Annotated in this window: 14 protein-coding genes and 2 tRNA genes; 15 read left to right on the plus strand and 1 reads right to left on the minus strand. The window is 62.9% G+C overall.

Annotation, left to right across the window (positions count from 1 at the left end):
* Positions 1 to 9: 9 nt before the first annotated feature.
* Entirely contained in the window at positions 10 to 318 is a 309-nt protein-coding gene (locus JN302_RS32225; RefSeq protein WP_202330373.1) for a HigA family addiction module antitoxin, read from the plus strand.
* A gap of 179 nt (positions 319 to 497) precedes the next feature.
* Here JN302_RS32225 and JN302_RS32230 read toward each other — a convergent pair.
* A tRNA-Thr gene (locus tag JN302_RS32230) sits at positions 498 to 572 on the minus strand.
* A gap of 158 nt (positions 573 to 730) precedes the next feature.
* Between JN302_RS32230 and JN302_RS32235 the strand changes: the two genes are divergently transcribed.
* The 14 genes from JN302_RS32235 to JN302_RS32300 all read left to right on the plus strand — a co-directional run bounded on the left by JN302_RS32235 (position 731) and on the right by JN302_RS32300 (position 12,305).
* On the plus strand, positions 731 to 937 hold the full coding sequence (locus JN302_RS32235; protein WP_202308538.1) for a hypothetical protein: 207 nt from the start codon (positions 731 to 733) through the stop codon (positions 935 to 937).
* Positions 938 to 1,038: 101 nt separating this feature from the next.
* Positions 1,039 to 2,325 (plus strand): UDP-N-acetylglucosamine 1-carboxyvinyltransferase, encoded by a 1,287-nt coding sequence (gene murA, locus JN302_RS32240; protein ID WP_202330374.1) that lies wholly within the window; start codon positions 1,039 to 1,041, stop codon positions 2,323 to 2,325.
* Between the two features lie 91 nt (positions 2,326 to 2,416).
* Positions 2,417 to 2,851 carry a DUF2948 family protein gene (locus JN302_RS32245; RefSeq protein ID WP_202330375.1) on the plus strand — a complete coding sequence of 145 codons (435 nt, stop codon included), beginning with the start codon at positions 2,417 to 2,419 and terminating at the stop codon, positions 2,849 to 2,851.
* A gap of 9 nt (positions 2,852 to 2,860) precedes the next feature.
* The gene (gene hisD / locus JN302_RS32250; protein WP_202330376.1) at positions 2,861 to 4,153 is read left to right on the plus strand and encodes a histidinol dehydrogenase; all 1,293 of its coding nucleotides are present in this window, start codon (positions 2,861 to 2,863) and stop codon (positions 4,151 to 4,153) included.
* Between the two features lie 9 nt (positions 4,154 to 4,162).
* Positions 4,163 to 4,648: a UPF0262 family protein gene (locus tag JN302_RS32255; RefSeq protein ID WP_202330377.1), complete on the plus strand. Its 486-nt coding sequence runs from the start codon at positions 4,163 to 4,165 to the stop codon at positions 4,646 to 4,648.
* A gap of 50 nt (positions 4,649 to 4,698) precedes the next feature.
* A complete protein-coding gene (locus JN302_RS32260; RefSeq protein ID WP_202334527.1) occupies positions 4,699 to 5,091 on the plus strand; it encodes an arsenate-mycothiol transferase ArsC in 393 nt (130 codons plus the stop codon).
* A gap of 212 nt (positions 5,092 to 5,303) precedes the next feature.
* Positions 5,304 to 5,522, plus strand: a complete 219-nt coding sequence (infA, locus tag JN302_RS32265; RefSeq protein WP_149761977.1) for a translation initiation factor IF-1 — start codon at positions 5,304 to 5,306, stop codon at positions 5,520 to 5,522.
* A gap of 31 nt (positions 5,523 to 5,553) precedes the next feature.
* Positions 5,554 to 6,183 (plus strand): Maf-like protein, encoded by a 630-nt coding sequence (locus tag JN302_RS32270; RefSeq protein ID WP_202330378.1) that lies wholly within the window; start codon positions 5,554 to 5,556, stop codon positions 6,181 to 6,183.
* Between the two features lie 3 nt (positions 6,184 to 6,186).
* Positions 6,187 to 6,381 carry a DNA gyrase inhibitor YacG gene (yacG, locus tag JN302_RS32275; protein WP_202308550.1) on the plus strand — a complete coding sequence of 65 codons (195 nt, stop codon included), beginning with the start codon at positions 6,187 to 6,189 and terminating at the stop codon, positions 6,379 to 6,381.
* A gap of 331 nt (positions 6,382 to 6,712) precedes the next feature.
* Positions 6,713 to 6,788 (plus strand) — tRNA-Phe (locus tag JN302_RS32280).
* 212 nt (positions 6,789 to 7,000) lie between these two features.
* The gene (locus tag JN302_RS32285; RefSeq protein ID WP_202330379.1) at positions 7,001 to 8,311 is read left to right on the plus strand and encodes a tyrosine-type recombinase/integrase; all 1,311 of its coding nucleotides are present in this window, start codon (positions 7,001 to 7,003) and stop codon (positions 8,309 to 8,311) included.
* Positions 8,312 to 8,763: 452 nt separating this feature from the next.
* Positions 8,764 to 9,306, plus strand: a complete 543-nt coding sequence (locus JN302_RS32290) for a hypothetical protein (RefSeq protein ID WP_202330380.1) — start codon at positions 8,764 to 8,766, stop codon at positions 9,304 to 9,306.
* Positions 9,303 to 11,789: an N-6 DNA methylase gene (locus JN302_RS32295; RefSeq protein ID WP_202330381.1), complete on the plus strand. Its 2,487-nt coding sequence runs from the start codon at positions 9,303 to 9,305 to the stop codon at positions 11,787 to 11,789. Before JN302_RS32290 ends, JN302_RS32295 begins: the two co-directional genes overlap by 4 nt.
* A gap of 3 nt (positions 11,790 to 11,792) precedes the next feature.
* Positions 11,793 to 12,305: a type II toxin-antitoxin system VapC family toxin gene (locus JN302_RS32300; protein ID WP_202330382.1), complete on the plus strand. Its 513-nt coding sequence runs from the start codon at positions 11,793 to 11,795 to the stop codon at positions 12,303 to 12,305.
* The last annotated feature ends 125 nt before the right edge of the window (positions 12,306 to 12,430 follow it).

Raw genomic sequence — 12,430 nt, forward strand, 5'->3', positions numbered from 1 at the left:
AGCATGCCTATGACCCTTTACGAGATCGACCGCCAGACCGAGCGCTGCCCTTCCCACCCCGGTGCCCTCCTGGATGACATCATTCCGGCCACCGGAAAGAGCAAGACCGAGATCGCCGACCTCCTCGGCATTTCCCGCCAGCAGCTCTACGACATCATTCGCGAACGCAAGCCCGTCTCCCCGAATGTCGCGGCTCGTCTCGGCAAGCTGTTCGGCGACGGCGCGGCGATATGGCTGCGCATGCAGGCCGCTTATGACGCCTGGCACGCGGAGCGCGAGGTCGACGTCAGCAATATCCCGACGCTGGATGCCGCCTGAATCGTGAAGCCGCCTGATACCCCGACGGGGCTGCGAAGCTCAGTCGTATGACGAAAGGATGGCGCACTCTCCGCCCTGATATCGAACCCGAAGGGTTCGCAAGGGCGACCGCCCGCCGGCCGGTCAGGCCGCCCCATCGGAGCCGTGAGCGAAGCGAACTGGCGTGAGATCAAGAAAGATGGTGCTGCGAGAGAGGATTGAACTCTCGACCTCTCCCTTACCAAGGGAGTGCTCTACCACTGAGCTACCGCAGCCGACGAATGCGGCGCCTTCTGCCACATCGTTCCGGGAAGCGCAAGTTATGTGTGCGCGGAGTTTCCACAGATCGTGAGCGGCCATGCCAGGGCCACAATCGCGGGCTCTTCTTCCCGGGCTTGCAAGACCGTTTACCATTGCCTGCCATTCTCGACCGATGCCAGACGCCGATTCCGCCAAGGACAAGAAGAGCCTCGACCGCAAGGCGCGTCTGGCCGAGCAATTGCGGGCCAATCTTCAGAAACGAAAGGCGCAGACCCGTTCGCGACGCATCGGAGAGGCGGATTCGCGGCCGGAGGGAATAGATCCGGGCAACAAGGCCGAAGACACGAAGGCCGGCGGCACGACACCCGCGAAAGCCTGACGCAAAGCAGTTTCTTGAACCGCGCCCCGCTATGCTTTAGAGGGGCCGCCTATACTCAACCGATTGAATGCCGGCTATCGAGCCGGGAGAAATGGGGACCCATGGACCGAATCAGGATTGTCGGCGGCAACGCCTTGACCGGCAGCATTCCGATCTCGGGCGCCAAGAATGCCGCCCTGCCGCTGATGATCGCCTCCCTCCTCACCGAGGAGACCCTGACGCTGGACAATGTGCCGCACCTCGCCGATGTGGAGCAGTTGATCCGCATCCTCGGCAATCACGGCGTCGACTATTCCGTCAACGGCCGGCGCGTCGAGCAGAACACGGCCTACGCCCGAACCATTCATTTCACGGCGCGCGACATCGTCGACACCACCGCGCCCTATGAACTCGTTTCCAAGATGCGGGCGAGCTTCTGGGTGGTCGGCCCGCTCCTGGCGCGCATGGGCCAGGCCCGCGTGTCGCTGCCGGGCGGCTGCGCCATCGGCACGCGCCCGGTCGACCTTTTCATCGACGGCCTCCAGGCGCTCGGCGCGGAGATCGACGTCGAGAACGGCTATGTGCTCGCCAAGGCCAGGCGCCTCAGGGGCAACCGCTATCATTTCCCGAAGGTCTCGGTGGGCGCCACCCATGTGCTGATGATGGCGGCTTCGCTCGCCCAGGGCGAGACGGTGCTGGAGAATGCCGCCCGCGAGCCGGAGATCGTCAATCTCGCCGAATGCCTCAACGCGATGGGCGCCAGGATTTCGGGCGCCGGCACCGAAACCATCACCATCGACGGCGTCGACAGCCTGCACGGCGCGCGCGTCACCGTCATCCCCGATCGCATCGAGACCGGCACCTATGCCATGGCCGTCGCCATGGCCGGCGGCGACGTGATCCTGGAAGGTGCGCGGGCCGACCTCTTGCAGAGCGCCTTCGACGTGATCGGCCAGACGGGCGCCGACGTCATTCCGGTCAATTCCGGCGTGCGCATCAAGCGCAACGGCGCCGGCATCACGCCGGTCGACGTGACCACCGCCCCCTTTCCCGGCTTCCCGACCGACCTTCAGGCGCAGTTCATGGGCCTGATGACCATGGCCAGGGGCAAATCGCGCATCACGGAGACTATCTTCGAGAACCGCTTCATGCATGTGCAGGAACTCGCCCGGCTCGGTGCCCACATCACGCTGGCGGGCCAGACGGCGATCGTCGACGGTGTGACCAGGCTCAAGGGCGCGCCCGTCATGGCGACAGACCTGCGCGCCTCGGTGTCCCTGGTCATCGCGGGGCTGGCCGCGGAGGGCGAGACCATCGTCAACCGCGTCTACCATCTCGACCGCGGCTTCGAGCGTCTCGAACAGAAGCTTTCCGGCTGCGGCGCGACGATCGAACGCATTTCGGGATAAAGCCGGCCGGTTGCAGCCCCGCAACCTTGTTGCACCGTCCGCCGAGACCGCCTAACAGAGGGCCGTACAGGAAACTCCCGACGGAAGCCCGATGGACGCGCTGAAGCTCATCGCCCTCGACGAAGAGGATCTGAAGATCGTGTCCGCCCATGCGCAGGACGCGGTGATGAAGGTGGCCGACCTCGAATTCCTGGCGCACCGGAAACGTTTCGTCGTCGCCATGAACCGCTTTGCCTGGGAAGAGAGCGGAGGCCTGTTCAGCCATCACAACGAGCGGCGGCGGTGCATTCTGCATTTCGACCGGGTGTTGGCGGTGCGCACATCAGGCATCGCCCGCGACAAGCCGGACGAAGTGCTGTCGCTGCTGGCCGTCCGCTTCGACCCGGCCGAGGCACCAGCCGGCGTCGTCGAACTGGTCTTTTCCGGCAGCGGCGCCATCCGTCTCGATGTCGAATGCATCGAGGCTCGGCTCACCGATATCGGCGGCGCCTGGGAGGCGTCATCCCGTCCCGCCCACAAGACCTGACGGCAAGAGATGGCGATCACGATCAGAATTTCCGAGCCGGATTTCGAAAACCGCTTTGCCGCATTCCTCGCCACCAAGCGCGAGGTTTCGGTCGATGTCGACGAGACGGTGCGCGAGATCGTCGCGCGTGTCCGCGCCGAAGGCGACGCGGCGCTGCTCGATTATTCGCTGCGTTTCGACAAGGCCGACCTCGCCGCAACAGGCATCGCCGTCACGCGCGCCGAGGTCGAGGCGGCCTACGGCCATGCCGATCCCGCGACGGTCGAAGCCCTGAAACTCGCCCGCGACCGCATCGAGGCGCATCACGCCCGCCAGCGTCCGGCCGACGATCGTTACGTCGACTCGATCGGCGTCGAGCTCGGCTCGCGCTGGACCGCGATCGAATCCGTCGGCCTCTATGTGCCGGGCGGAACGGCGAGCTATCCGAGTTCCGTCCTCATGAATGCCGTGCCGGCGCGTGTCGCCGGCGTCGGGCGCATCGTCATGGTGGTGCCGGCGCCCAACGGCCGGATCAATCCTTTGGTGCTGGTCGCGGCCGACCTCGCCGGCATCGCGGAGATCTATCGCGTCGGCGGCGCCCAGGCGGTCGCCGCCCTTGCCTATGGCACGCAGACGATCCGGCCGGTCGCCAAGATCGTCGGTCCCGGCAACGCCTATGTCGCGGCGGCCAAGCGGCAGGTGTTCGGCACCGTCGGCATCGATATGATCGCCGGCCCCTCCGAGGTGCTCGTCGTGGCGGACGGCTCGAACGATCCCGAATGGATCGCGGCCGACCTGCTGGCCCAGGCCGAGCACGACACGGCTGCCCAATCCATCCTGATCACCGACGACGCGGCTTTCGGCGCCGCTGTGGAGTCGGCAGTCGAGCGCCAGTTGAACCTGTTGCCGCGCGTGGAAACGGCGGCAGCGAGCTGGCGCGACTTCGGCGCCGTCATCCTGGTCGATAGCTTCGACCAGGCGCCGCCTCTGGTCGACCGCATCGCGGCCGAACATCTGGAGCTCGCCATCGACGATCCGGAAGCGTTCCTCGCGAATATCCGCAATGCCGGCGCGGTCTTCGTCGGCCGGCACACGCCCGAGGTGATCGGCGACTATGTCGGCGGCTCCAACCATGTGCTGCCCACGGCCCGATCCGCCCGCTTCTCGTCGGGCCTGTCGGTGCTCGACTTCGTCAAGCGGACCTCGATCCTGAAGCTCGGGCCCGAGCAACTCCGTGCACTTGCTCCCGCCGCGATCGCGCTGGCCAAGGCCGAGGGCCTCGACGCCCACGGGCGATCCGTCGCGATCCGCCTCAACATGTAGGCCTTCGCGATGCACGGGCCCGCCACCGGAACGAAGAGGCTGATCGAAGTCGAGCTCGACGAATCGATCGGCCGCTCGACCCCGGATGTCGAGCACGAGCGGGCGGTCGCCATCTTCGACCTGATCGAAGAGAACAGCTTCGCGCCCGTCAACGACGGCGGGCCCGGTCCCTACAAGCTCAAGCTCTCGCTGGTCGATGCGCGCCTGGTGTTCGCGATCATGCGCGAAAGCGGCGATCCGGTGGCGACCCATATCCTCTCGCTCACGCCCTTCCGGCGGATCGTGAAGGACTACTATTTGATCTGCGAAAGCTATTACGCTGCCATCCGCTCCTCCACGCCGAGCCAGATCGAGGCGATCGACATGGGCCGCAGGGGCCTCCACAACGAGGGCTCGCAGACGCTGATGGACCGGCTCGACGGCAAGATCGAGATCGATTTCGACACCGCGCGCCGGCTGTTCACGCTGGTCTGCGTGCTGCACTGGCGCGGCTGACCGGCAACGTGAGCGGCCCGGCCACGACGACACCGAGCTCGGTCCTGTTCATGTGCGGCATGAATTCGGTCCGTTCGCCGATGGCCGAACTCTTGGCGCGACGCGCGCTGCCGGCCTCGACCTTCGTCGCCTCGGCCGGGATTCGCGCCGGCGAGCGCGACCCGTTCGTCGACATGGTGCTGGCCGAGGAAGGTCTGTCGCTCCATGAGCGGCAGCCGCGCACAGTCGACGATCTCGAAGACCACTATTTCGACCTGATCGTCTCCCTGTCGCCCGAGGCCCATCATGCCGCGCTGGAGCTCACCCGCTCGATGGCCGTCGAGGTGGAATACTGGCCGATGCCGGACCCTACCATCGTCGGCGGTACGCGGGAGCAGATCGTTGCCGCCTATCGCGACGTTCGCGAGCGGCTGAAGCGGCGCATCGCGGCCCGATTCGGCTGACGACATCCCCGCACGCGCGGAAACCTGGACATCGTACGCAGAAGCGGTCCCGGTTTCGAGACAAATCCGACGCTGAAACCGATCGACAGGACGACAGCAGGATTCTATCAGTGCGACCGACGTTCAAGCGTGTTCACAAGCGCGCCATAATCATATAGGTTCCGCGCAATTTCGGGGCCTTGCCCCAGGCCCAATCAACCCAAAGGTATCGAATGCCGAAGGAAGAAGTCCTCGAGTTTCCGGGTATTGTGACGGAACTGCTCCCCAATGCGATGTTCCGGGTGAAGCTTGAAAACGAACATGAGATCATCGCCCATACGGCGGGCCGCATGCGCAAGAATCGCATCCGCGTGCTCACGGGCGACAAGGTCCTGGTCGAAATGACGCCCTATGACCTGAGCAAGGGCCGCATCACCTACCGCTTCAAATAGCGCCGCGCCGCCGGAACCCGACGGGACGCCGATGAGCATCTACCCGAAGCTCGTGCTCGCCTCAGGATCGCCCCGGCGGATCGAGTTGCTGCAGCAGGCCGGCATAGAGCCGCACCGGCTTTTTCCGGCCGATGTCGACGAGACGCCGCTTCGGGCCGAGCATCCGCGCTCGCTCGCCAAGCGTCTGTCGCGCGCCAAGGCCGAGAAGGCCGCCGCCGCGCTGAAGGACGACCCGGAAGCCGGGAACGCGCTCGTGCTTGCGGCCGACACGGTGGTGGCCGTCGGCCGCCGCATCCTGCCCAAGGCCGAAATGGTCGACGAGGCGTCGAACTGCCTTCGGCTGCTTTCGGGACGTTCGCATCGCGTCTATTCCGGCGTGTGCCTGGTCACCCCCGCCGGCAAGATCCGGCAGCGGCTGGTGGAGACCCGCGTGCGCTTCAAGCGGCTGTCGCGCCAGGAGCTGGAAAGCTACCTCGCCTCCGGCGAGTGGCGCGGCAAGGCCGGCGGCTACGCCGTCCAGGGGCTCGCCGGGGCCTTCGTCGTGAAGCTGGTGGGCTCCTACACCAATGTGGTCGGCCTGCCGCTCTACGAGACGGTCGGGCTTTTGACCGGGGAAGGCTTCCCCGTGCATTTCAACTGGCTGTCGGGGCCGAGGCACTGAGCCATGACCGGCGGCAAAGTCACCCCCCTGAGGGCGAAGCGCCCCTGCCCCGAATGCGGCAAGCCCTCGGCGCGCGAGACCTATCCCTTCTGCTCGCAGCGCTGCAAGGATATCGACCTCAATCGCTGGCTGTCGGGAGCCTACGCAATTCCCGTGACCGAGGAAGAAGAAAACACCGATCCCGGCAAGGAAGGCTGACGCGGGCATTTTGTGGCGCCAGCCCGCATCGTCAGGGCATGCCGTCATCCAAATGCGAACTGCTCTTTTTCGAACGATCTCCTTCTTCGTGTCCGCCGCAACCGGCGATTCATCACCTGCTCCCGACCGGCTGCCGGTGTCGACCGCCCTGGATCCGGCCGCGCCGCAGCACGCCGGACCTGCCTGCAGGGAAGCTCGCAAGCGTCGTTGGAAAACTGTCATTTAATTCGCCGCGAAGCGCTGGACAGGCGGAAATCTCGTGCTATAACCCACGCGCTTTCGGGGCGGTGCCCACCGCCCACGACACCCGGAAGGTCCCCTTCCGTGAGAGGCCCAGGTAGCTCAGTTGGTAGAGCAGCGGACTGAAAATCCGCGTGTCGGTGGTTCGATTCCGCCCCTGGGCACCATCCCCTCTTCTCCCGACAGTCCCTTTCGCCGAAGCTTCTACTCTCCTGTCTCGGCAACTAGCTGAAATACTTACTGATTTCGCTGCCCAAAGCGCGGATGGTCGGGTTTCGTGGAATTTCGGCGCAATTGGTCCAACGAGGCGGGGGGCTGGTATTTTCGCTGGTATTGGAGATCCTGATGGTATCGATGCAGCCAAATGGAGGTCCCGGAAATGGCTCTTTCCGACGTAAAATGCCGTAATGCCCGACCCGCTTCCAAGCTCGTGAAATTGTCTGACGGTGGCGGGCTCCAGCTTTGGGTGCAGCCTACCGGATCTCGCCTATGGCGCCTCGCCTATCGTTTTGGCTGCAAGCAGAAGCTTCTGGCGTTGGGCAGCTATCCCCTCATCTCCCTCGCTGAGGCACGCGAGGCGCGCGATACCGCCAAACGTCTCCTCCTACGTGGCATCGACCCCGCACAGGAGCGTAAGTCGCAAAAGGCTTCGGCGGAGGACACCTTTCGCTCAATCGCGGAGGACTATGTCGACAAGCTGAAGAAGGAGGGACGTGCCGACCGGACCATCACCAAGGTCAAATGGCTGCTCGACTTTGCCTATCCAACGTTTGGGGACAAAAGCGTTCGGGAGATCGATCCGGCCACAATTCTTGCCGCTCTCCGCAGCGTGGAGGTTCGTGGTCGATACGAGTCGGCCAGGCGAATGCGCTCCACCATCGGCAGCGTGTTTCGATATGCAATCGCAACCGCACGCGCCGATGTAGATCCGACGATCGCCCTGAGGGGCGCACTCGTCGGTCCGACGGTCACGCCCCGTGCCGCGGTTACCGATCCTAAGGCCTTGGGAGGCTTGCTGAGGGCGATTAATGCATTTGACGGACAGCCTACAACCCGAGCCGCTCTGAAGCTGATGGCCCTGCTATTTCCCCGCCCCGGCGAGCTGCGCGCGGCCGGATGGGACGAGTTCGATTTCGAAAGCTCGGTGTGGAGCATCCCTGAAGGACGCATGAAGATGCGACGGCCGCACCGCGTACCTCTTTCCACGCAGGCCGTCAGCGTCCTGACCTCACTTAGAGAAATCTCTGGTGGTGGATCGCTGTTGTTTCCTAGTGTTCGATCGGGTTCGCGTCCGATTTCCGACAACACGCTTAACGCCGCCCTTCGCCGTATGGGCTATGGCAAAGAAGAAGCTACCGCGCACGGCTTTCGAGCAACGGCATCAACTCTGCTAAACGAATGCGGCAAGTGGCACCCGGACGCCGTAGAGCGGCAGCTGGCCCACATTGAGAACAACGACGTTCGGCGCGCCTATGCCCGGGCAGAGCACTGGGAAGAGCGCGTCAGGATGATGCAATGGTGGGCCGATTATCTGGATGAACTCGAGAGCAAAAACTCGCGGGTGGTCTCAATCGGGGGACGCGAGGCAAGCCTGCTGTCCATACATCCTCGCGAGGGTCTAGTTTGGAAGCCAACAGCGACGGTTCGCCAAACGACGAGACGAACCTCCAATCTCCGAAAATCACACTGAACCCCGTCGAAAACACCGAAACTGGGCGACCAATGTTGCAGGCCTGGAGGGTCATCGTTTTCCACAGGAAATCAATTGGCCACACATTTCCTTCGTATTCTCTCGTATGGTCTGGCGAACCTAAGGACCAGGAGGAGGACTAGTATTCCCTCCGCGGTGTCTCGTCGTCCACAAGAAGGGTCGATTAACCCGTGACGAACGTGGCTGGTTTGGGGCCGAGAACGGACTATCCGGTTGTGGGGATCGCCCGGCGGTAAGCTGCCATTCTGCAGCCGACCCCGTTGAGGACGTTTAACCCGGACTAGGGAGCACCCGAAAACTGCCTTTCATTCAACACCTGGTTCGACTGCGCGGGGCCGCTAGGCGACTGGCAATTTTCAGATCATTCGACCGACTAACTGACCCTTGAGGGCCGTCCGCCGAGCTTCCGCAATCGGGTTCCGCCTCAAGGAATGAACCCACTGGATCAGCACGCAAAGGTCAGCTATCTTGTTGTGAACAACAAATCGATCGGGGCCATGCGCTACACGCCGAGCCAAGTCCGACATGTGGTCGGTATCACACAGGAAACGCTCCGCCACTGGCGGCGGGCGCTGCCGTCCCTCGGCGGTCTCAAGGGGCACGCGCCTGTGTTCCGGCCTGGGCAATTGCTCGGCCTGGCAGTAGTGCGGGTGCTCGTTGAAGACCTTGGTCTCACCGTTGGAGCGCTACGCTCTGCCGAACGTCACATCTTCGACATCTGCAGTTCGCCCCAGTGGATTCGACTTGCCCAGGGCCATCTCCTCGTGCGCCCAATCGAGGGGCAGGTCAGCTTCGTCGACACGATCTCGGATAGTGATCTCGGGCGTCCGGCGATCTTGCTCCCACTTGAGCCGATCGTCGCTGCCCTCCGCCTAGCGCTTCTCGAAGTCGCGCCCGAAGAGGCTCAGCAAAGCATAGCATTTCCGCCAGTCAATGTGAGCCAACGTCGCGCAGCAGGAAGTGCAAGGCCATGACGCCTGCGATCGCCGCCATTGTCAGCGGATTGGGCGGCCTCGGCTACCCGACCGAAGCGCTTCTCTCCGACTATAGTTTTGCCGACGTCCTTTCGCCGGCCGGTGAAACACGCCGGGTGGCATTCGCGGCATTCACCCAAACGCCGCCATCCTATCGAACGGCCGCCTTCGGTGTGGTCGAGGCCGGGTCGGGCGGACCCGACCTGACCGAGCTGCGGGCACTCGGGGCACCGATGATCTTCGCCGTGACCGGGGATTGCGTCGAGTTGTGGCAAGTCCACGCTAGCAAGGCCGCGAGCCGCATGGCCGTCGTCGCGATTGATGCTCTGGGCGACCTGTTCGCACGCCACGCCGAGCATTGGAGCCCGCGCGCTATTCATCGTGCGAAGGCAATCGGTGCTGAGCCGCTGGCTGGCCGCCAGTTTGACTTCGTAGACATCGGCCTGATGATCGCAATCGAGGGCGAGGTGCATGTCAAGCTCGATACCTTGCTGCGCGAGACACTCGCCAATGTGATCGATGTCCGGGGGCGCCCGAACATGGACGCGCGCTTGTTGTTTCAAGCGACATTCCGGTTCCTTGCCGCGAAGATTCTGACCGATCGCGGTCATGAGTCGGCAGCCAATTGGGCGGATGGTAATGTCGACAACGTGTTGCGTGGGATCGACCTCTATTATGGCTTGGGAACCATCGTACCCTCGCCGCGCGATCGCGCGCTGTTGGAAACCGTATGGGACGGTATCCGCACCGGCATCAATTTCCAGAATATCTCGGCCGACGATCTCGCGTTTGTTTATGAGAATACCTTCGTGACATCGGAAGCACGTGCGGAGTACAGCACGCACAGCACACCGCGGCAAATGGCCGAGCATATTGTCCGGCGTCTCGAACTTTGGCGGAACCTGGAACGTGTCCGCGTATACGAGCCATTTGCGGGTGCGGGCGTGCTTCTCGTGGCAGCGCTCAGGCAACTGCGCGCCGCGTTGCCGCTTGAGTGGAACGATGAAGAGCGGCATCACTTCGTGACCGCACGCCTCTCTGGCGACGAAATCGACGAATTCGCCTGTGAAGTCGCTAAGCTGTCGCTGATCCTCGCCGACTATCCCAATCACAATGGCTGGGACATCCAGCAGGCCGACCTGTTCGTCGGCGATCGGCTGCGGACGCGGATCACCGCCGACACTTTTGTCATCTGCAATCCGCCGTTCGAGGATTTCGATGCGGATGATCGCAACAGCGCCATCGCGCAGCACGATGTTTCCAAGCCGATAGCGGTGCTGGAAGCAGTGATTGAGTCGCGGCCGGCCGGCATCGGATTCGTCCTTCCCTCAAGCTTCATTGTTGAAAAGCGCTACCGCAAGGTGCGAGCCTTGATCGAGAGTCACTATACTTCGGTCGAAATCGTGGAGATTCCGGACGATGTGTTTTCCGCATCGCGTACCGCAGCCTCCCTATTGATCGCCCGCGACCCACGGACGGCCGCCGACGAACCCCGGATCACAATCCGATCAAGTGAAGTCACGTTGCGCGACCGTCTGCCGTTTCTCAAGGCGGGCGTCATCACCCGCAGTCGGTCGCTGACTCGGTGGGTGCCTGACACGCCAAGTGGCGATCTGTGGGTGCCAGCTCTCCATGAGATTTGGACCTATCTTTCGGATCGGCCTGTGCTCGGCGATCGTCTCGAACTGCATCGTGGCATCGAATGGTCAGGTCCGCAGGCGAGCTCCTGGAGTCGCGAGCCTGAGCCCGGCTTTGAAGCCGGTCTGCATGGTGTCAATGGACATCGGCAGTTTCAGTCTCCACATCCCGTATGGCTCGATTGTCGGCCGGAATCCGCTCGCGGTGGCGCGTACAAGCTGCCGTGGAGCCAAGCGAAGCTCATCATCAATGGTGTTCGTTTGAGTCGCTATTCCTGGCGGCTGGCGGCAAGCTTCGACGCCGATGGGCTGGTCTGTTCGCAGCAATTTATTGGGGCATGGCCGAAGGAAGGCGTGAGTAACAAATATCTCCTTGCGTTGATGGCCGTGCTCAATGGTCCCGTTGCGAATGCCTTCGCCACGGTCTTCACGTCGGACCAACGCTACCGGCTGACGACTCTGCGCTCCATTCCGCTCCCCAATCATCTGCCTCCCGAGATCGCTGAGATGACAACGACCTATATCAGGCGGCTGTCGCAAGCTCCTTTTTCCTTCGATGGTGATACTGCGGTTCAGCGCCTCCTCGCCGAGATCGACAGTGCGGTCCTTGCGAGCTACGCGCTTCCGGTCCGACTCGAGCGCGAATTGCTGCGCTTTTTTGAGGGTGCGCGGCGACCGGTCGCTCATGCATGGGAAGGTTGGCCTGGGTTGGACGCAGCACCCGGTCTTTCGCTTGCCGAGACACTCACCGGCCACCGAGAACAATTCAGCGACAATTGGGTCAAGAGCGTCTTCAAACCCTTACCCCAAAGCGAAGCCGACGCGTTGCGCGCATATATCGGCTGATCAATGACCGGATATCTGCTCGACACCTCGGTTCTGATCGCCCTCGTTGATCCTACCCATGTGCTGCACGCGACTGTCGCTGCAGCGATCGATGCCATGAGTGGCGATGATCTCCAATATGTCTCGGCCGTAAGCGTCGGAGAAATCCGCACCGGCGTAGCAAGCGTGCAAAACATCCATGGTCGCACGCCAACACATGCCAGTCAGGTGCTCGCAGAAGCACAGGCTCGCACGCTGCTGTCGATAAACACCCAGGTTGCGGTCACATATGGCGATCTCAAGGCCGCAATGGTGAGCACGTTTATGCCGAAGGCGAGCAGAAACAAGCCGCCTGCTCATCTCCAAGATTGGATCGACCACGCTACAGGCAAGCGGTTAGGCATCAACGAGAACGATCTTTGGATTTGCGCTCAGGGGTTCGAGCGCGATCTGCACGTCCTCACCTGTGATGGCGACTTTTCGCGGGTGCAAGCCGCCGAGCCACGCCTCGCGCTCAGGGTGGTGCGGACTATCTGAATACGCGGCCAATGAACAGCGCGGCGCTGAAGTGGAGGGTCACTGTGCTCTATTGATCCGCTTATACGATCGGAGAGGATCGAGACGATTTATGGGACGGGTGTCGGCAAAATATCTAGGCCCGA

The sequence above is a fragment of the Mesorhizobium sp. L-8-3 genome, from assembly GCF_016756615.1.
Taxonomy (GTDB): Bacteria; Pseudomonadota; Alphaproteobacteria; order Rhizobiales; family Rhizobiaceae.